The sequence below is a fragment of the Desulfopila sp. IMCC35008 genome, assembly GCF_010646885.2.
GTDB lineage: Bacteria > Desulfobacterota > Desulfobulbia > Desulfobulbales > Desulfocapsaceae > Desulfopila.
The window spans coordinates 5027441-5044338 of the sequence record NZ_CP050700.1 but is presented as its reverse complement, the minus strand read 5'-3'; the positions used below and the strand labels follow the sequence as shown (position 1 = coordinate 5044338).

The 16898-nt window shown below is 46.2% G+C and carries 18 protein-coding genes; 11 read left to right on the top strand and 7 right to left on the bottom strand.

Translation table 11 applies throughout. The features are described from left to right. Positions 1-126: 126 nt before the first annotated feature. Positions 127-396 carry a hypothetical protein gene (locus GA520_RS21485; RefSeq protein ID WP_163340370.1) on the top strand — a complete coding sequence of 90 codons (270 nt, stop codon included), beginning with the start codon at positions 127-129 and terminating at the stop codon, positions 394-396. A gap of 575 nt (positions 397-971) precedes the next feature. Here the strand turns inward: GA520_RS21485 and GA520_RS21480 are convergent. The 6 genes from GA520_RS21480 to GA520_RS21455 all read right to left on the bottom strand — a co-directional run bounded on the left by GA520_RS21480 (position 972) and on the right by GA520_RS21455 (position 5824). Further along, positions 972-1547 (bottom strand): hypothetical protein, encoded by a 576-nt coding sequence (locus GA520_RS21480; protein ID WP_163340369.1) that lies wholly within the window; start codon positions 1545-1547, stop codon positions 972-974. Between the two features lie 150 nt (positions 1548-1697). Then, entirely contained in the window at positions 1698-1925 is a 228-nt protein-coding gene (locus tag GA520_RS21475; protein ID WP_163340368.1) for a hypothetical protein, read from the bottom strand. 242 nt (positions 1926-2167) lie between these two features. After that, positions 2168-2863, bottom strand: coding sequence for a hypothetical protein (locus GA520_RS21470; protein ID WP_163340367.1), 696 nt, complete (start codon positions 2861-2863; stop codon positions 2168-2170). A 264-nt stretch (positions 2864-3127) separates the two neighbouring features. Then, the gene (locus tag GA520_RS21465; protein WP_163340366.1) at positions 3128-4072 is read right to left on the bottom strand and encodes a HEAT repeat domain-containing protein; all 945 of its coding nucleotides are present in this window, start codon (positions 4070-4072) and stop codon (positions 3128-3130) included. A gap of 73 nt (positions 4073-4145) precedes the next feature. Continuing rightward, positions 4146-4781, bottom strand: coding sequence for a hypothetical protein (locus tag GA520_RS21460; RefSeq protein ID WP_163340365.1), 636 nt, complete (start codon positions 4779-4781; stop codon positions 4146-4148). Positions 4782-5620: 839 nt separating this feature from the next. Further along, entirely contained in the window at positions 5621-5824 is a 204-nt protein-coding gene (locus GA520_RS21455; RefSeq protein ID WP_163340364.1) for a hypothetical protein, read from the bottom strand. Positions 5825-6069: 245 nt separating this feature from the next. Here GA520_RS21455 and GA520_RS21450 point away from each other — a divergent pair, with 245 nt between their 5' ends. The 8 genes from GA520_RS21450 to GA520_RS21415 all read left to right on the top strand — a co-directional run bounded on the left by GA520_RS21450 (position 6070) and on the right by GA520_RS21415 (position 13343). Continuing rightward, a complete protein-coding gene (locus GA520_RS21450; protein ID WP_163340363.1) occupies positions 6070-6834 on the top strand; it encodes an IclR family transcriptional regulator in 765 nt (254 codons plus the stop codon). A 229-nt stretch (positions 6835-7063) separates the two neighbouring features. Then, complete coding sequence (locus tag GA520_RS21445) at positions 7064-7969, top strand: hydroxymethylglutaryl-CoA lyase (protein WP_163340362.1); 906 nt, start codon at positions 7064-7066, stop codon at positions 7967-7969. A gap of 2 nt (positions 7970-7971) precedes the next feature. Then, positions 7972-9168 carry a CaiB/BaiF CoA-transferase family protein gene (locus GA520_RS21440; RefSeq protein WP_205749403.1) on the top strand — a complete coding sequence of 399 codons (1197 nt, stop codon included), beginning with the start codon at positions 7972-7974 and terminating at the stop codon, positions 9166-9168. 279 nt (positions 9169-9447) lie between these two features. Then, positions 9448-9672 (top strand): ferredoxin family protein, encoded by a 225-nt coding sequence (locus GA520_RS21435; RefSeq protein WP_163340361.1) that lies wholly within the window; start codon positions 9448-9450, stop codon positions 9670-9672. After that, entirely contained in the window at positions 9665-10813 is a 1149-nt protein-coding gene (locus GA520_RS21430; protein WP_205749402.1) for a 2-oxoacid:acceptor oxidoreductase subunit alpha, read from the top strand. Before GA520_RS21435 ends, GA520_RS21430 begins: the two co-directional genes overlap by 8 nt. 1 nt (position 10814) lies before the next feature. After that, positions 10815-11615: a 2-oxoacid:ferredoxin oxidoreductase subunit beta gene (locus tag GA520_RS21425; RefSeq protein ID WP_163340360.1), complete on the top strand. Its 801-nt coding sequence runs from the start codon at positions 10815-10817 to the stop codon at positions 11613-11615. Between the two features lie 5 nt (positions 11616-11620). After that, entirely contained in the window at positions 11621-12178 is a 558-nt protein-coding gene (locus GA520_RS21420) for a 2-oxoacid:acceptor oxidoreductase family protein (RefSeq protein WP_163340359.1), read from the top strand. Positions 12179-12623: 445 nt separating this feature from the next. Further along, positions 12624-13343, top strand: coding sequence for a bifunctional 2-polyprenyl-6-hydroxyphenol methylase/3-demethylubiquinol 3-O-methyltransferase UbiG (locus GA520_RS21415; RefSeq protein ID WP_163340358.1), 720 nt, complete (start codon positions 12624-12626; stop codon positions 13341-13343). A gap of 114 nt (positions 13344-13457) precedes the next feature. Here GA520_RS21415 and GA520_RS21410 read toward each other — a convergent pair whose 3' ends face one another. Beyond that, positions 13458-14177: an extracellular solute-binding protein gene (locus tag GA520_RS21410; RefSeq protein ID WP_163340357.1), complete on the bottom strand. Its 720-nt coding sequence runs from the start codon at positions 14175-14177 to the stop codon at positions 13458-13460. Positions 14178-14498: 321 nt separating this feature from the next. Here GA520_RS21410 and GA520_RS21405 point away from each other — a divergent pair, with 321 nt between their 5' ends. Together GA520_RS21405 and GA520_RS21400 are read left to right on the top strand one after the other, a co-directional pair. Continuing rightward, on the top strand, positions 14499-15614 hold the full coding sequence (locus GA520_RS21405; protein WP_163340356.1) for a M20 family metallopeptidase: 1116 nt from the start codon (positions 14499-14501) through the stop codon (positions 15612-15614). A gap of 90 nt (positions 15615-15704) precedes the next feature. Continuing rightward, the gene (locus tag GA520_RS21400; protein ID WP_163340355.1) at positions 15705-16790 is read left to right on the top strand and encodes an ABC transporter substrate-binding protein; all 1086 of its coding nucleotides are present in this window, start codon (positions 15705-15707) and stop codon (positions 16788-16790) included. The last annotated feature ends 108 nt before the right edge of the window (positions 16791-16898 follow it).

The window sequence follows — 16898 nt, the reverse complement described above, 5'->3', positions numbered from 1 at the left end:
TTTTGACTATTTGGATATGCCCTAAATGAAGATCTTTCGTCTGGCCTTGTCTTAGGACAACTGGAATAGTTGTCATTGCTCGCATTGTTCCAATTCCTGTCATAAGAATCTATTTGAGAATCTTGTATGGCGGTTCCATTACCACTAAAAGATGCTATAACGTTTTTGAATGACAGTGTTTCTAGGTGCTTATCAGATGCGATTCCCGCTAAAACGTCGCCAAAAGAGGAACTGTTTGATGGTGAGTTGTTGTTCTGTTTTGAGGTTAATCTATTTATCTCTTTTTTCAGTTCTGGAAGAACATTATTTTCAACCCTCTTTTTTGTTAAATTTGAAAAATCAATAGCATCTGGATCATTACATCATAGCTTCCATGAGTGTATTTCCAATTACTAACGAGATGTTCCCTGACTATTCTGGCTAACTGCTGCTTAGTCACAAATCGTAGAGGATTGTCTGGTGATGCTGGAATCCAGAAAATATCAGGGTCGTTAACTGCTTTCTTCAAATTATTATAAAGTTCTATTTTCTCATCATAGGTTTCCGGAAAAGCCGAAGAAGACATAAAAATAATCCCTAAGATTCATCCTGTTGTTATACGCAAAATAGTCATCTTTCAATTTCCTTGAAATTGAGTTTACGTATTGTACTATATCTCGGTGTTATTACTGACACGGAAGCAAGCAGGTGGATAGAAACACTTTACGGATAGATCTTATCCCGGAGGGCGGAGACTCCCCCTCGCCCATTATAGAAACAGGAATAGTATAAAATTAGGGATTTTCTTAAATGCTTGATATTGGAAGAAACAATATTCTTTATTGGATACCCAATTATGGTATTCTCTTTTCATTGCCTTAATATACATTATTTCTGATTTACCTCATATCACATATAATATTTTCAAAGCAAAGAAGCGTTGTTGGGGGATCGGATGAAATTTCTTGGTTTGTGGTTGTTCGGCACAAATCTTATAACTCTTTTCGTTTTTTGATGCGTTGGACTGATTTGATAATCAGCCAAATGGTCATCACCATGCCGTAATAACTAATGCTCAAAATTCCAAAGACTGCTAGGGTCATGCCATTTGTGACGTAGGCTTGGTGCCATTGTCTGGTCAGCTCATGTATTTCCTCGGGGAGTTTGTCAAAACCCGTTTTGATAATTTCACCTTCTGAATAATCCAACAAGTAACTCCTCTTTCTTTCGTGGCTTCCCCAGGCAATGAGTTCCAGGTTCTGATCTTTGTCGGCTTGAATTGCCTTGACGAATCCACCGCCAAACATGTCCCCATCAACAATAAATAGGTCTTTTTGCAGGATGTTGTTGTCGTTGTCTATGAGTATGATCTCATAAGAGTTGAGTTCACCCGAGGAGCTTTGTGTGACGTTGACGGTAATGTGTTTTTCTCCATTTCTCCATAACAAGCCATGAGCCTCGATCAGCTTTTTATCTATTTGGGCCTGGTCGAAGATATAGTTGTAGAAAAAATAGGCCATCACCGGAATCGGCCACAGGAAAAGAAGAATTTTGAGTGTGCGCCACATGCTTTGGCCTCATTTAAGGGGATTGTCTCAGAAAACGTAAAAATCGTACGCTAAGCGGTTGTTTGGCTGGCACCCAAAAATGTCGGGGTCATCTTGCATCCAAACAACACCTTACCGGATAATTCACAAAATATTTATACGAAGTGCAGATTAGTGGCGATCGTATGTATAAAAACCAGCTCCATCTGCTGGCCAATCTTTCGAAACACCTTTTAGGTGCTGATTTTCGCTGCAATATTGCTTACCATTCCAGCTTAGAGCATATTTTTGACCAGATTGATGGAAACGTGCATCGCTATATATATAGCGCACGCAAAAGTTTTTTTTCTCTACAGTGTAGGAAATCACTCCTGATTTCAAATAATCAATTAAAAGCATATCGGGAGGAGAATACAGCTCTGTGATTCGAGGGTATTGCTTGTGTTGCTTATAGTACTCCTCAACCTGCAACCCTCACAACTGAATTGGCTTCATTTCTGTGCTTGGAAAAATTCCTCTGCACATTGACGTGGTCCAGTAAAAATGGACACTTTTTCTATACAATCCTTGAGCTTCCTTATAAACGAATTTTTCAAAAATCGATTTAGTAGTAAGAATTTCAGAACGAAGCCAATGAGTTTCTACTTCATGTGATTGCAATTAATAAATTGGTTATTATCAACACAAGTAACGAAACAGGCATTTAGTTCTTTTTCTGTCTTGTACCTCTGTTCAAAACACCCTCCCAGGCAGTTCACCTTATTTTGCCATATCCTAAAGTTGGCTTCATTTCGATCACTTTGGGTGAAACCTGCAAGTCCCCTTCCTATACGTGAAGAATGGTGTTTCCAGGGAAGTGTACTCCAATGCTCTCGTATTGGTCTAAGCCAATTATTATTAATAGTTGTGAGATAAGCAGTGGTCATTACCCCCCCACAGTATTCTATTCCATGAGAAGGTTTGAAATTTGCTGCTCTGTGGGCTCGTATTCGATTTTCAATGTCTGGAATAGTTGTTTGTCGAATATTTGCTTTTATTGCTTGTGATCGCTCAGAGACTATTTTCAGGGCATCCGCAAGAGTGTAACCGCTATACTCACCAGGCCCATTGAGAAAAAAGATGAGTTGATTGACAACGTCATTCCGATGCATAACTCTTGGTTCATTAAAAAAAATGCTTGCTTCAACACACCAGGAATCCTCATCATTTACTAGTTCTAAATACCAGTTGAGATCTCTTTGGAGTCTTTCCATAGAGTTGTCGTCTTGTGCAGACGCGAAAAGAGGTGTCAATAAAATAACCAATAACATACAAAGTAGGTGGGTTTTAATCCGCATAGTAGTCCTTCTCCTGGTGAAAAATCAAAATATGTCTTGGTTGAATAAGCTTATAAATAATTCCAATGCCATAATTGAGTTGACCACGGCAGTCAAAAGCAAGTGATTTTAGGAACCCAGAAATCTCGTTAACCTCTAATATGTTTCAATATTTTCCCAAATAATCGTTACATGTTAACACCTCGGGAAAATTAACATAATTTCCCTAAACCCTCATAAAAACAATGATCAGCAAATATTTTGTTTCCTGCAAAATGAATTGAATTAGCTCTGTTTCTGTGGTTGGAGAACTTCTGCAACACATTGTCTTATAAGCTTGTCTGGGTCAGTCATGCTGTTACGAAGTATCTTGATGGCGCGTTGATCTTCACTGGCACCCAATAGTTGGCATAACCACAAGCGTTTTTCTGTCTCCGGATGTTCCGATGAAAAATAGGTAAATGCCTCCAGCATTTCGGGGACTGCGATTGACCCCAGAAGGTGAAGGCCATTGATAGCTGCTTCACGAGTCTGCTTGTCTTCTTCTGGATCCAGAGCTGATAAAAACACAGGTATTGTACGTTTATCCCTGAAGCGTACCAACGCTTGAATAGCAGCGTCGCGAGTATCAGCACGCCAGGTGGCTTTAAGTAAATATGGAATCGCTGAAGGATCGCCAATTAAACCTAAGGCACGAGCTGACATTTCTCTCCCTAGCCAGTCGTCATCATCTATGGTTAATGTTTGTGTTAGCACAGGGACAGCAGTCGGATCACCTAAGGCACCAAGTGCTGGAATGATCCATGCCCATACTCCACGTCGTTCTTTCAAATCTCTTATCAGTGCAAGAATAAGAGGTTGGACTGCCCGAGGGTCATTGACCCTAGACAAGGCTTTCACCCCCTTTAAATATTCTTCATCTCGGGGAGATCTGATAAGAGTAAGAATAACTTCAAAGTCACACTCTTGCCTACATTGTTGTTGGATAATTTCAAAACCAACAGAAGCCATTTGATTACGCCTGATGCACTCCTCTATACATTGTGAATCCTTCGGTTGAACACCCACAAGAGGAAAGGAACTGTTTTGCCCGACTTTCCCAGATATTGGCTCTTTTCCTTTCACTTCAATAGGTTCTAGCAAACCGACACCTTCAGCGGGAACAAAAGTAGCACGAATAAACAATGTCACTAAAATTAAACATAATAAATGCCGTGGAATACACATCATCGATTCGCCTTTATTTGTTGGCGTAATTTAATCCCAATCATCAAGAAGAGCTGCGAAATTTCACGAATGACAGTCACTTATTGCATCTATAAAAAAGGGACTCAATATTAGCTGCCATGTATTGCTCCATCTTATCATATGGACGGTTGAATTGCTCTGCCATATCTTTGGATGCCGTCCTGGTTATACAATTATAATAATGAGTATAATTAGATTCTATCTTAAGGATTACTTCATATAATATTGGGTTACCTTGTTCGTTTTCCTCTATACCTATCTGCCTCATGTTCTGTAGCATATTATTCCAGGTCTGGCTTGCTTGTACTTCGTTCTGATATACTCTATCATCAAATATTTTCTGTTCCCTCTGCTTGGTATTCATATGTTTCTTTTTAACAGCAGGGGGATTGTAAACTTGTGATGATGAACCGCCGTTTTGTGGATAAATATTATATTTGGCCCACTCATCCTCTAACATTTTATGAGCTCTTTGCATACATCCAAAGTCAGAATTGCATTGTTTACAATATTTAGATTCTTTCCGTAAACAACTTTGAACTATTGCAGAGGTAGCATATTTTTCACACTGAAATGAATACCCGGAATCATTATACCATCCTGCTCCCTTTTTTAATTCGTCCATCGTCCAAGTCCACCCAGATGTGTAACTAATTATTAATAAACAGATTGCCAATACTATTTCTTTCATTAAAGGACTCCTATCTGTCTTAAATTAAATAATTTCTCACATGCTGAACGAGAGACCAAGAAGAAAATTCCTTAGTTAAGAAATTACATTGTATTGAGTCACGTGAGTGATGAGAATTCACTTTCCGCGGGGAAAGGACCTTGGAGGGGAAATACTGCTTCCACAAACAAACTAAAACCGGTGCAAACGGATAGCTTTTTTTGATCTTCTGTCACCATAACTTCCATCAGCGCAGGTCGCTTGAGAAATATCCCCTCAACACTCCCAGCATAAATCATAAGAGATACTCTATAACACTCCTGCCTAAACAGCAACATTATAAAAATATACAACATAATCATACGATATCATTATTGTATATTGTTTCCAAACGGTCTCCAGGCCCTCTTGCCTAACAAAATATTTGTGAGTAGTCAAATGCTATTGACACTTGAATTTGACATTGCCACAAAGCAACTAATCAATGTCATAATATACAAAAACTTAGAGTGCTTCCTGTGTGGATAGACTTTTCTATTTCAATGGAACTGGCTTAAAATGGAGCAACTGCAAAGTAAATATTACCAAAGACTCCGCGTAACAAACTCTGTTTTTTCTATTCGTATTAGCTTGTTAGCTATCTCATATTCATAGATAAGGTTTTATCGTGCCTTTTTGAAAGTAATCGCCAGTGTTTTGTAGTGCATGGGAGTGCACTCGACTTTTGACATTTTGTGCAATTGGCTTCTGAAAATGACATCATTACTCTTTCGCGCACCTTTTAAAGTAGATGTCGTATCGACGAAAGATGAAATCGTTCATGTCTCAAAAACCATAAGCCTGAGGCTTCATTGTCCTGATTATATTGTTAACTTCTCTTCAAGAAGTTTGATATCTGAAGACATCGTCTTTCTTTGGCATAGCTCATCCCAGCCTCTTTGACAGAGCGTTGCAATTTTCGGCGAAACATTTAACCCCGGTGATGTTTTTTTTGCGAGCTTTTCAAAATGATGTCTTGGTAAAAGTGAGGCAGATAGATTGATGATTGTTTTACAGTGCGTCATGGCTCGGATCTCCTTGTATTTGAATATTAATGCGCATTTTCATCATAAATCAAGAAGCTCTTTAGGCCTTTACCTGTCTCTATTCGCATAACTATTTATGAGGGAGCAGTGAAGGCAAATGAAAGAGCTTGAAATGCGTACAGAATATCAGACATTCTAGCCTGATACCGGGACGTTCCGGGATGAACTTGGATGATTCGAGGGCTCGTACTGTTTTTTGATTACAAAATCGGATAGGTGAAAAAATGGCTCAGCAGGTTCGGCAATTTGACAGGCACATCGAAGCGGTGACAGCGGCACTTGATGTGCTCAACTGTTTTCTGGAGTCCCCACGTTTGTCGGTGAAGGATATTGTTGAGCTGACCGGTATGACCCGTAATCGTGTGACACGTATACTCGGGACTTTAAGTCATAAAGGATATGTTATGGGCGGCGCAGAAAGTGGCCAGTTTACACCAGGTCCGCGATTACGCTCACTCGGCAAGGTGTTCGAAGCAATAGACAATCTGGTGGTCTTGGTTCGCCCGGCCCTGCGTGAACTTGCCCTCAGGACCGGTGAGTCGACCACTTTCTATATTCGGGAGGGGTTGGAGCGGGTGGTATTGGCACGCGAGGAGGGGACGAATGCTATTCGTTTTTCCGTATCGGTTGGGCAGAGGATGGAACTGCAAACCGGTGCTGCCGGCAAGGTATTGCTTGCTTATGCCCCGAAAGTGGAGAGGGGCATTATCATTGCTGAAGCCCTGCCTAAGGTGCGCACCCTCCTGGAAAGGGAAATTGAGTCCGTTTATGAACAGGGATATTCAATCAGTAAAGGGGAGAGGAACCCCGACGCCTTTGCCATTGCCGCCCCTGTCCTTGAACGATCTGATCGGATAATTGGTGCCATCTCCCTTGCCGGTCCCCTTAGCCGCCTGAGCAATGTTGCTACAGAAAAAGAGTATATTGGCCAGATCCTGCTGGCGGCAACCAAACTCTCTTCACAATTGAGCTCAGAATTTGAAGTCTGATCTCGGTTTGCTGACTAACCGGGTTTTGCCGTATTTTTCTTTTGCTAACAGGCTGTTCTCTCCCTGGTCTTTTTTGAGGGAACTGATTGAGGTATCTCAATCCAGGAACAACTATATCTATTATTGCAGGAGATTCTATTTTTTCCATTGACTGTTGAAGACCGTAATGCAAAAATAGCTACACTATAAACTAATAGGCTACTGAGTAGCTTCCAGGTGAGAGGTTATTATGAAAACAGTAATTCTGGAAGATGAGTCGTTGCGGGATGGCTTGCAGTTCGAGAAGCAGGTCGTATCGACCCAAAAGAAGCTCGAACTTTTTAACCATCTGGTTCGGGCGGGTGTCTCGAGGATTCAGGTCGGTTCTTTTGTGAATCCGAAAGTTGTACCCCAGATGGGTGATACTGATGAGTTTGTTGCATTGGTCAAACAAACGCCTGGGGTCTTGGTAACCGGTCTGGTTCTTAATGGCAGGGGGCTTGAACGGGCAATGGCATGTGGACTGGAGCATATCAGCTTGTCAGTGTCGGTGAGCGATGCACATAGTCTGAAAAACGTTCGCAAGTCATATGGAGATGCGCTTGATTCGGTCACTGAGCTTATCAGGCAGGCGGTCCAGGCGGGTATCAAAGTAAGGGCCGGAGCACAGTGTGCCTTTGGTTGCATCTATGAGGGTGTAATTCCGGAACAGCGGGTTCTGGAGGCGCTCGAATCAATGGCCGGGGCGGGGGCTGCTGAGTTTAATCTGGCCGATACCACCGGGATGGCGAACCCTTTCCAGGTGAAAGAACTGACAACGAAGGTGGGGCAAGCCTTTCCGGAGGTCGGCATATCCCTGCATCTACATGACACCAGGGGGCTGGCTGTGGCTAACATGGTTGCAGGCTACGAGGCAGGTGTCAGGATATTCGACACCAGTGCTGGTGGGCTTGGTGGCTGCCCCTTTGTAAAGGGAGCGGCTGGCAATATTGCGACTGAAGACGCAGTGAACCTGTTTGAATCTATGGCCGTGGATACGGGAATTGATCTGGAGAAGATCTGCCAGGTGGCAGAAACATATGAACAATTGCTTGGTAGAAACCTACCCGGCAGGATGGGCAGGGTGCTGCAAGTGCAGAAGACCTGCGAGGGCTGATTATGGAAACAGGACAAAGTTTACCACTTGACGGTATACGGGTTTTGGAGCTTGGACACACGGTTATGGGACCGACCTGCGGATTGATTCTGGCAGACATGGGAGCGGAGGTCATTAAAGTTGAGCGAACGGGCAAAGGGGATGATACCCGCTGGCTCAAAGGATTTGGTTCGGGCTTCTTCACCTATTTAAACCGGAATAAGAAGAGTGTGTCCATCGATCTTAAATCGACCAAAGGCAAAGAAATATTACATAAGCTTGTAGCAGAAGTGGATGTGTTGATAGAGAATTTCGGACCAGGTACCGTTGAGAGGCTCGGCGTAGGCTATGAAGATTGTAAAAAATTAAACCCGAAGCTCATCTTCTGTTCTCTGAAAGGATTTATGCCGGGCCCCTATGAGAATCGTCCTGCCTTGGATGAGGTGGTGCAGATGATGGGCGGACTGGCCTACATGACGGGTCCATCCGGAAGGCCCTTGCGGGCAGGCGCCTCGATTACCGATATTCTTGGTGGCAGTTACGGGGCTATAGGTATCCTGACCGCCCTCTATGAAAGACAGCAGACCGGTCAAGGCAAACTGGTGCAGGCGACCCTTTACGAATCGGTGGCTTTTCTGGTGGGCCAGCACATGGCCGTTGAGGCAGTCTCCGGACAGGCACCGCCTCCAATGCCGGAGCGGGGCAGAGCCTGGTCGGTGTACGATCTTTTTATCACAGCGGATGGGGAGCAGGTCTTTGTGGGTGTGACATCCGATCGCCACTGGCAGCGCATGTGTAAAATCTTTGGTTTTGATGACTGGGCGGAAAAGAGTGAACTCGCAACCAACCAGGGCAGGATTGATGCTCGTGACTGGTTCCTGCCAGAGCTCAATGCACGGCTTGGCAAACTGAAGAAAGAGGAGTTGATGTCGTTGGCTGAACAGGCGGGCATACCCTTCGGACCTGTCAACAAGCCGTCCGATCTGGTCGATGACCTTCATATGAATGAATCAGGATCTCTGGTCGAGGTGAAGACCCCGGGCGGAGAGTTGGCAAAATTGCCAAAACTACCGCTGCGAATGGATGGGGTTGCATTCAATTTACGCAGCCATCCTCCGGAGATAGGAGAAGGGTCGCGCTCAATTTTTAGAAAACTTGGTTTCTCAAATGAAGAGATCGATGAACTGGAGGTTCAGAAAATCGTACAAGTTAAGGAATAAACTCACCGAAAATCGTTGACATGCAACTGCGCTTTTTATAAAGAAGGAAGGAGGAGTGCAGCTTGAAAGATCGCAGAGAAGTTCTTTTGTCGAAGATTGCATGCAATTTCTGTCGACAATTGTCGGGAAGCTGCTGGACAGAATGTAGCAGGGAGTGGGCCTGATCGGATTTCAGGCCCCTCCCTGTCGTCTTTTCACCAAGCTTGCAAGAGGTACTCCCAAGAGGTAGCAAGATGTAAATGAGAAGCAGTATTCACCCCCACAAAAAAGTGAAAAACAATGGCAAAGAAGAAACTGAAGGAACACCTGATTAACCGTGACTGGTGCAAAGGTTGCGGTATCTGTGTGGCTTTGTGCCCGAAACAGGTGCTCGAGCTGGACCGTGAGGAGAAGGTGATTGCGGCTCGTCCCGAGGACTGTATCTGCTGTCAACTGTGCGAGATTCGGTGTCCGGATCTGGCCATCGAGATCATCCTTGACGAGGGAGAGAAGGATAATGAGTGAGAAAATACGATTTGTGCAGGGCAACGAAGCGTGCGTTGAAGGCGCGCTCTATGCGGGTCTGAACTTTTTTGCAGGGTATCCGATCACCCCGTCGACTGAGATTGCCGAACACCTCTCATACCGGTTACCCCAGGGTGGAGGTAAGTTCATCCAGATGGAAGACGAGATCGCCTCCATGTGTGCGATTATAGGCGCCTCGCTTACCGGGCATAAAGTAATGACCGCTACTTCGGGTCCTGGATTTTCCCTGAAGCAGGAAGCAATCGGTTATGCCTGTATGGCAGAGATTCCATGTGTTATCGTCAACGTCCAGCGCGGTGGCCCTTCAACTGGTAATCCGACCCACGTCAGCCAGGGTGATATCATGCAGGCACGTTACGGGACCCACGGCGACCACTCAATTATTGCCCTTACCGCTTCCAACCATCAGGATGTTTTTTCCATGACGGTGGATGCTTTTAACTTTGCCGAAACCTATCGTACACCGGTTATCCTTATGCTGGACGAGGCGGTGGGACATATGCGGGAAAAACTTCAGATTCCCGAGCAGGATGAGCTGGAAGTCGTCAGCCGTCTGCGCACCTCTCTTGGGAAGGACGTCGATTACCACCCTTACCTCCCCCGTGAGGACGGTCGTTTACCGATGTCCGATTTCGGTGCCGAGCACCGTTATAATGTGACCGGCCTCTACCATGACATGTGGGGTTTTCCCTCGGCCAACCCGACGGTGGTCAACGAGCTGTTGCGCCATCTGGTCGATAAAATCGAAAATAACGTCCATGCCATAACCAGATATAAAGAGCATTATATGGAAGACGCCCGTTACGTCATGATTTCTTATGGCTCAGCTGCCCGCTCCGCAATTCATCTGGCGGAAGAACGTCGCAGGCGCGGCGAACGTATCGGTGTACTCGAACTGCAGAGCCTGTGGCCTTTCCCGTGTGAGGTTGTTCGCGAGAAATGCGCCAAGGCGCGTGGTGTACTTGTAGTAGAGATGAACATGGGGCAGGTGATGGCCCAGGTAAAGGCGTGTGTGGATAAACCCCGACGCGTATTTCTTGCAAACCGGTTTGACGGCAAGCTGATAACCCCCCACGATATCAAACGTCTCCTTCGGGTGATCCAGGGAAGAGGAGTGTGACATGGCTGTTAAAGATTATATACGACAACGATTTTTCCCGCATATGTGGTGCCCGGGCTGCGGCCACGGGACGATCCTGAATTCACTGCTCCGGGCGGTTGAGGAGCTGGGATTGAATAAAAACGACATCGTCATGACCTCGGGTATCGGCTGTTCCGCCCGTATTTCCGGCTATGTGGATTTTCACTCCCTGCACACCATGCATGGCAGGGCGCTGGCTTGCGCTACAGGTGTTAAACTCTCTAAACCGAGTCTGACTACCATCGTGCCGATGGGTGACGGTGACGCACTCGCCATCGGTGGTAACCACTTTATTCATGCCTGCCGGCGGAATATTGATATTACCGCCATTGTCATGAACAATCGCATCTACGGCATGACCGGCGGTCAGTTTTCACCGCTCTCCGGCGAGGGCAAAAAAGCGACCACCGCTCCTTATCTCACAATTGATCAGGAGTTCGACGTGGTGAAGCTGGCAACAGCGGCCGGTGCCTCTTTTGTGGCACGTTCCACGGCGTACCACGCCAAGGAGGCAACAAATATCCTGAAGAAGGCCATTACCCACAAGGGTTTTTCCGTGGTTGAGATCCTTTCCCAGTGCCCGACCCATTACGGTCGAAAGAATAAGGAAGGGGACGCTCCTGCCATGCTTGAGCTGCACAAGACCAATACGGCTCCGATCGGTTCCAAGGCTCTTGAAGAAAATCCGAACCTCACGCCCCGCGGCATCTTCGTTCAGGAAGAACGCCCTGAGTATTGTATGGAGTATGAGAAGATCGTCAACAAGGCACAGGGGAGGTAAGAACAATGAGCAATATTCGACTGGTATTTTCTGGTTCCGGTGGACAGGGCGTGATAACGGCAGCGATTATTCTGGCTGAAGCCGCCGTTATCTACAGTGGAAAAAACGCAACCCAGACCCAGGCTTACGGTGCAGCGGCGCGTGGTGGTTCCACCCGAACCGATATTATTATTTCCGATAGTAAGATCAACTATCCGGGTGTTATTCAGCCCAACATCCTGATGACGCTCACACAGAATTCGTACAACAGCTTTTCTTCCCTTATCCGGCCTGGTGGCTTGCTGCTTACCGATCCCCGTTTTGTGGAGACCACCAGGAAGGTGGATGCCAAACAGCTTGAGCTGCCTATGTACGAGCAGGTTATGAGTAAAATTGGCAAGCCCATTGTTTATAACATCTGCACCTTAGGTGCCCTGGTTGGCATTACCCAGATCCTGGAACCGGAGGCTGTCCTGCAGGTGCTTGAGGAGCGTATCCCAAAGGATTTCCTTGAGATGAATATGCGGGCCTTTGATCTGGGTCTGGTGTTGGGGTCGCAATATCAGTATCGCAGTTTTTTCTGATAGATCCTTTTGGGATTGAGAATCCTGGCCACGGTATCGGTATAACGGTACCGTGGCCTTTTTTTATTCCTCTTTGGTGGTTATTGCAGTTTTGCACCATTGGTTTTATACCTCTATCCTGGTGTCGGCTGTACATACCGTTCTGAAATCGGAGACAATAGAGGCTAGGGAAGTCAAAGCTGCCTGAAGCCTTCATATATTTACGTATGGTATCCGGCAGTACGGTCGTTGGAGCTCCTCCCTGCACTGGCCGTATTGTTGGGTTTGTTCGCAACGTATGACTCTTCCCACTGCAAGCTCTTCTTTTCTGCCAAAGGCTGTTGAGACGAAATGTAGTTCTTGCAGGGTGTGGCCCAGGAGAGATATCTTTGACAAACCAGGTGGGTACGATATGGATATGGTTACTTCGTATTTTTGTAAAACACAGATACAAGACGTAAATACAATGATGGATAGTATTATAAGCGACCCGCGAAAGGATCCCCTTGGAGCAATGATGCTGGATTACTTGAAGGGCAATCAGCAGGCCTTCGTCGAGGTGGAATCCTCCACACTCGAGATGTGGGAGATGCCTGGTAAAACGATGTTCAGAAGTTATGCTGAAATGGATGAGCTGGAACGCCAGGCCCTCGCTTTATGCAGGGGCAGGATTCTCGATGTCGGTGCCGGGAGCGGTTGTCACAGTTTATACCTTCAGCAGCAGGGCCTGGATGTGGATGCTCTGGATATTTCACCGGGTTGTATCCGGGTGATGGAGCTGCAACAGGTGAAGAATATTGTCCATCAGAACCTTTTTTCACTCTCAGAAAAGAAATACGACACCATTCTCATGCTTATGAACGGCCTTGGGATCTGCGGATCACTGGATGGATGTAACCTCTTCTTGCAGTTTGTCAAAATCATCCTTGAAGATGGTGGCCAGGTGATAGCCGAGTCGACAGTTCTGGAAGTGCCGGATGAAGAAGCACTAGATTTCGAGGAGGAAGAAGACGAATATCAAGGGCAGACAGAGTTTGTTATGCGCTACGGTGATATCGTTTCGGATAGCTTCGATTGGATATACCTGGATTTTGCTACACTTGAAACTCTGGTGACATTCAACGGCTTAGAATGTGAATTGCTGGCAACTGATACGGCAGGGAAATATCTGGTTCAGATATTCTGAGGGTCTGGGGATGTTGTAGGATTACTTTGCCTGCACCGTATTCCGGTGCCGGCACGCATTGTCATCAGATACGTACTTCAACAAGTTGGGTGATATTGTCCGGCAGGAGTTTTTTCATATCTTCTGTAGGGATACGAACGGGAATAAACGGAGGTTGACAGCATCGTCGAGTTCCACAAACCTGAGTCCATGCTGCACAGCGACAGATCTGTATTCCCAGCCATAATCCAGCTCACCGGATTTGAGCAGCTCAACAAGCTGGATCGCCTTGGCCTTCACATTCTCCTCGGGACGGTTGGCGAGGAGTCCATCGTATAGCCCGTCGATTTTATAATACTTTTCTGCAAGCTGCATGACCATTAGGCTGCGGTACCCACAGGGGTCAAGATTTGGGTCTGAATGTCCCCAACTCACGTTGGGATTCCGCAGGATCTCGTGCCAGTTGTCTGCGTTGACCTTGTCAGCCATCTTGCTCTTGTCGGTATAACAGAGCACCAGCCTGTTGGTGGCAAAGCGGACATTCCAGTCGGTAAGGTTTGGGATCAGGTTATTGTCGATGACCTTGTAATCGGCTGAAGCCATAATGTCAGCGGTTTCTCCTTTATCCGATATCAACCTGGCCATCTTGGTACTTCCACCCGCCTTGGTAATAACCTTTACCTCCGGATACTCAACATTGAACTCTGCTATCATCTGTTTGATTGGCACGGTCAGGCTGCCTGCATGGTAAATGATCAGCTCTCCTGAGGGGGCTGCCGAGGCAAGGGTGGAAATCAGGGCAAGTATTGCTGTTGCCGCAAGGAGGGTGGGTATCTTTTTCAATCCGTGTTTCATTTTTTAGTACCTTTTTAGTGTGAGAGATTTATACGGTATGGTCGAGGATTCCATCGCCTCGTCAAGATAGCATAATGATGATAGGGTAACTGAAGAAAATTTTAAAATAACGAAGAATGACTATGGATTACAGTGTTTTCCTTACCCACTCACTTCCTTTATAGAAGGTACCTTTTCATCAGTGTTCCTGGTCTTCAATTTATTGATAGATTCCTTTTCAAGCGAATTGCCGATCGTCTTGACTTCGAGTGTTTCTCCGGGCATGATTGCAGGTGCGTCGTTTAGGGACTATAAAAGGCAAATATCTTAGAGAGCGATCATTTGACACACAACCTTGCGCTATCACTGGCAAAAGAACTTATCCAAGTCGATACGGTAAATCCTCCGGGCAATGAAGCTCAGTGCGTACGCATTATGGCTCCTTTGCTAAGTCAGGCAGGGTTTGCTGTCACCGAATACGAATATGGTCCTAACCGGACTGCCCTTGTTGCACACTGGGGCAGGAAAGACCAGCTTCCTATTATGTTCTCCGGCCATCTTGATACTGTGCCGCTCGGTTCTCAGCCATGGGCCAGGGACCCTTTTGGAGCAGCAATTGAGGGCGGTCGGCTTTACGGAAGGGGTGCTGCAGACATGAAAGGTGGCGTGGCCACACTGGTCGCCAGTGCCATACATCACGCTTCTACCGGCAATGACTCTCCTCTGGTTGTTGTGCTTTCACCCGATGAAGAAATCGGCTGTGCAGGTGTGACAAAATTAATCCAGGATAATGCCCTGCCACAACCGCGTTGTATCTTTGTTGCTGAACCTACTGGCAATAGCCCCTGCCTGGGGCATAAAGGTGTCTTCTGGTTCAAGGCACTGTTCCACGGCAAAACTGCCCATGCAGCGTTTCCCCACCTCGGAGACAATGCCTTGGTGAAGGCGGCGACAGCTGCGCTGTTACTCAGTAACGAGATTGAAAGAGGAGAAACACATCCGGTTATGGGCGACCTCACCCTGGTTCCCAGCAGAATGCGGAGTGGTGACAATTACAACTCAGTTCCCGATCTCGCCGAACTCGGAGTGGATATCCGTTCTACAGTCAACCTGCAAAACAATGTTATCCTGAGTAACATAACAAATCTTTTGATGCCGTTTCAGCCTGAAATAGACGTTATTTTCGACCTTCCCCCGCTGTGGACCAATCCCGACCAGGATATCGTGCTCCAGGTTTTTTCCTGCTGTGATCATATCCGCAATAGAAAACACGACCAGCGTATAGCCACTTTTTATACCGACGGCGGGATCCTTGGGCCTGGCCTTGGAAATGTTCCTGTGATTATCTTGGGCCCTGGTGAATCCGGGATGGCCCACCAGGTGGATGAGTATGTACGGATTAGCGATTTGCACGAGGGGGTAGATATATATCTTGAGATTTTAAACAGATTATGTTGATACAAGGAGTTTGAAAATAGTTATGTATTCAAGGCCTCCAGGAGAGTCGACCTGGTATGAACGTATTGTTTTCCCACCATGGAGAGACTGATGAAGAAAATTCTTTATGCAGCGTTAATTTGTTTACTGGCAGGTACCGTTTCTGCCGAAACTGTCAAGATAGGTGCCGTTCAACCGCTGTCCGGCAAGATTTCCGTTTATGGAGAGGGTTTTCAGCGGGCGATTAACCTTGCGGTAGCCGAGGTAAATGCAGCTGGTGGTATTAAAGGCAAAGACCTTGAAGTTGTTTATGAAGACAACCTTTCCACTGCCCAGGGATCAGTTTCCGCCCTGCAGAAGCTGATTTCCATTGAAAAGCTGCCGCTTATCATCGGTCCTGCTTCCAGTTCCAATTTCCTTGCCGCCTGCCCTATCGCCGAGCGTGAGAAAACAGTGTTTATCGGCGCTGAGTCTGCTGCTTCTGATATCAGCCAATGCGGTTCTTACGTATTCCGTGTATTCCCATCCGATATGCTGCAGGGAATCGGTGTTGCCGAATTGACCGAAGAACTTGGTTACAAGGAAGTTGCCCTGACGTACATCAATAACGATTGGGGTGTTGGCCTGGCTGATGTGTTCAAGGCCAAATACAAGGGGAAGATAGTCGATGAGTTCGCCCATGATGAGGGAAAAGCTGATTATCGTTCTGAGCTTATGCGTCTAAAACGGAAAAAGCCGGAAGCAGTGGTCAACCTGACGTACATCAAGGAAGGAGGTGTCCTCCTGAAGCAGGCATATGAAATGAAATTTACTCCCCAATGGCTCATGGGATCAGCAGCAAAATCCCCCAAGCTTGTTGAGCTTGCCGGGCAGGCTGCAGAAGGTATTGTCGGCACCTATCCCACCTTCTCGAAAGAGGGGGACCGTTACGGTCATTACAAGAGAGCCTTTGCTGCAAAATATCCTGAAAACAAACTCCCTATTTTTGGTGAGTATAATTACGACATGATTCATCTCCTGGCGAAAGCACTGAACAGTGCAGACGAGTTGTCTGCCGATGCTATTCGCGAGGCACTCATGGAATCCTCCAAAGGGTATGTGGGAATAACAGGCGATAAGAGTTTTGATGAGAATGGTGATGTCGGTGCAACCTATGGTCGATGGTCAGTGAAGGACGGCAAGATCGTCGAAAACTGATGGACTCATAAATAGCGATATCAGGGGCGTAATATCTGCACAATCCATTTGTACAGTTAAAGCGATTTCGACCAAGAGCAGCAGACTCGCCCCTGATACGCAGAACAT

Bases quoted from the DNA above. Each gene is read 5' to 3' on its own strand.
- GA520_RS21485 (WP_163340370.1), top strand. From the start codon at position 127: ATGGCGGTTCCATTACCACTAAAAGATGCTATAACGTTTTTGAATGAC.
- GA520_RS21480 (WP_163340369.1), bottom strand. From the start codon at position 1,547: ATGTGGCGCACACTCAAAATTCTTCTTTTCCTGTGGCCGATTCCGGTG.
- GA520_RS21475 (WP_163340368.1), bottom strand. From the start codon at position 1,925: ATGCTTTTAATTGATTATTTGAAATCAGGAGTGATTTCCTACACTGTA.
- GA520_RS21470 (WP_163340367.1), bottom strand. From the start codon at position 2,863: ATGCGGATTAAAACCCACCTACTTTGTATGTTATTGGTTATTTTATTG.
- GA520_RS21465 (WP_163340366.1), bottom strand. From the start codon at position 4,072: ATGATGTGTATTCCACGGCATTTATTATGTTTAATTTTAGTGACATTG.
- GA520_RS21460 (WP_163340365.1), bottom strand. From the start codon at position 4,781: ATGAAAGAAATAGTATTGGCAATCTGTTTATTAATAATTAGTTACACA.
- GA520_RS21455 (WP_163340364.1), bottom strand. From the start codon at position 5,824: ATGACGCACTGTAAAACAATCATCAATCTATCTGCCTCACTTTTACCA.
- GA520_RS21450 (WP_163340363.1), top strand. From the start codon at position 6,070: ATGGCTCAGCAGGTTCGGCAATTTGACAGGCACATCGAAGCGGTGACA.
- GA520_RS21445 (WP_163340362.1), top strand. From the start codon at position 7,064: ATGAAAACAGTAATTCTGGAAGATGAGTCGTTGCGGGATGGCTTGCAG.
- GA520_RS21440 (WP_205749403.1), top strand. From the start codon at position 7,972: ATGGAAACAGGACAAAGTTTACCACTTGACGGTATACGGGTTTTGGAG.
- GA520_RS21435 (WP_163340361.1), top strand. From the start codon at position 9,448: ATGGCAAAGAAGAAACTGAAGGAACACCTGATTAACCGTGACTGGTGC.
- GA520_RS21430 (WP_205749402.1), top strand. From the start codon at position 9,665: ATGAGTGAGAAAATACGATTTGTGCAGGGCAACGAAGCGTGCGTTGAA.
- GA520_RS21425 (WP_163340360.1), top strand. From the start codon at position 10,815: ATGGCTGTTAAAGATTATATACGACAACGATTTTTCCCGCATATGTGG.
- GA520_RS21420 (WP_163340359.1), top strand. From the start codon at position 11,621: ATGAGCAATATTCGACTGGTATTTTCTGGTTCCGGTGGACAGGGCGTG.
- GA520_RS21415 (WP_163340358.1), top strand. From the start codon at position 12,624: ATGATGGATAGTATTATAAGCGACCCGCGAAAGGATCCCCTTGGAGCA.
- GA520_RS21410 (WP_163340357.1), bottom strand. From the start codon at position 14,177: ATGAAACACGGATTGAAAAAGATACCCACCCTCCTTGCGGCAACAGCA.
- GA520_RS21400 (WP_163340355.1), top strand. From the start codon at position 15,705: ATGAAGAAAATTCTTTATGCAGCGTTAATTTGTTTACTGGCAGGTACC.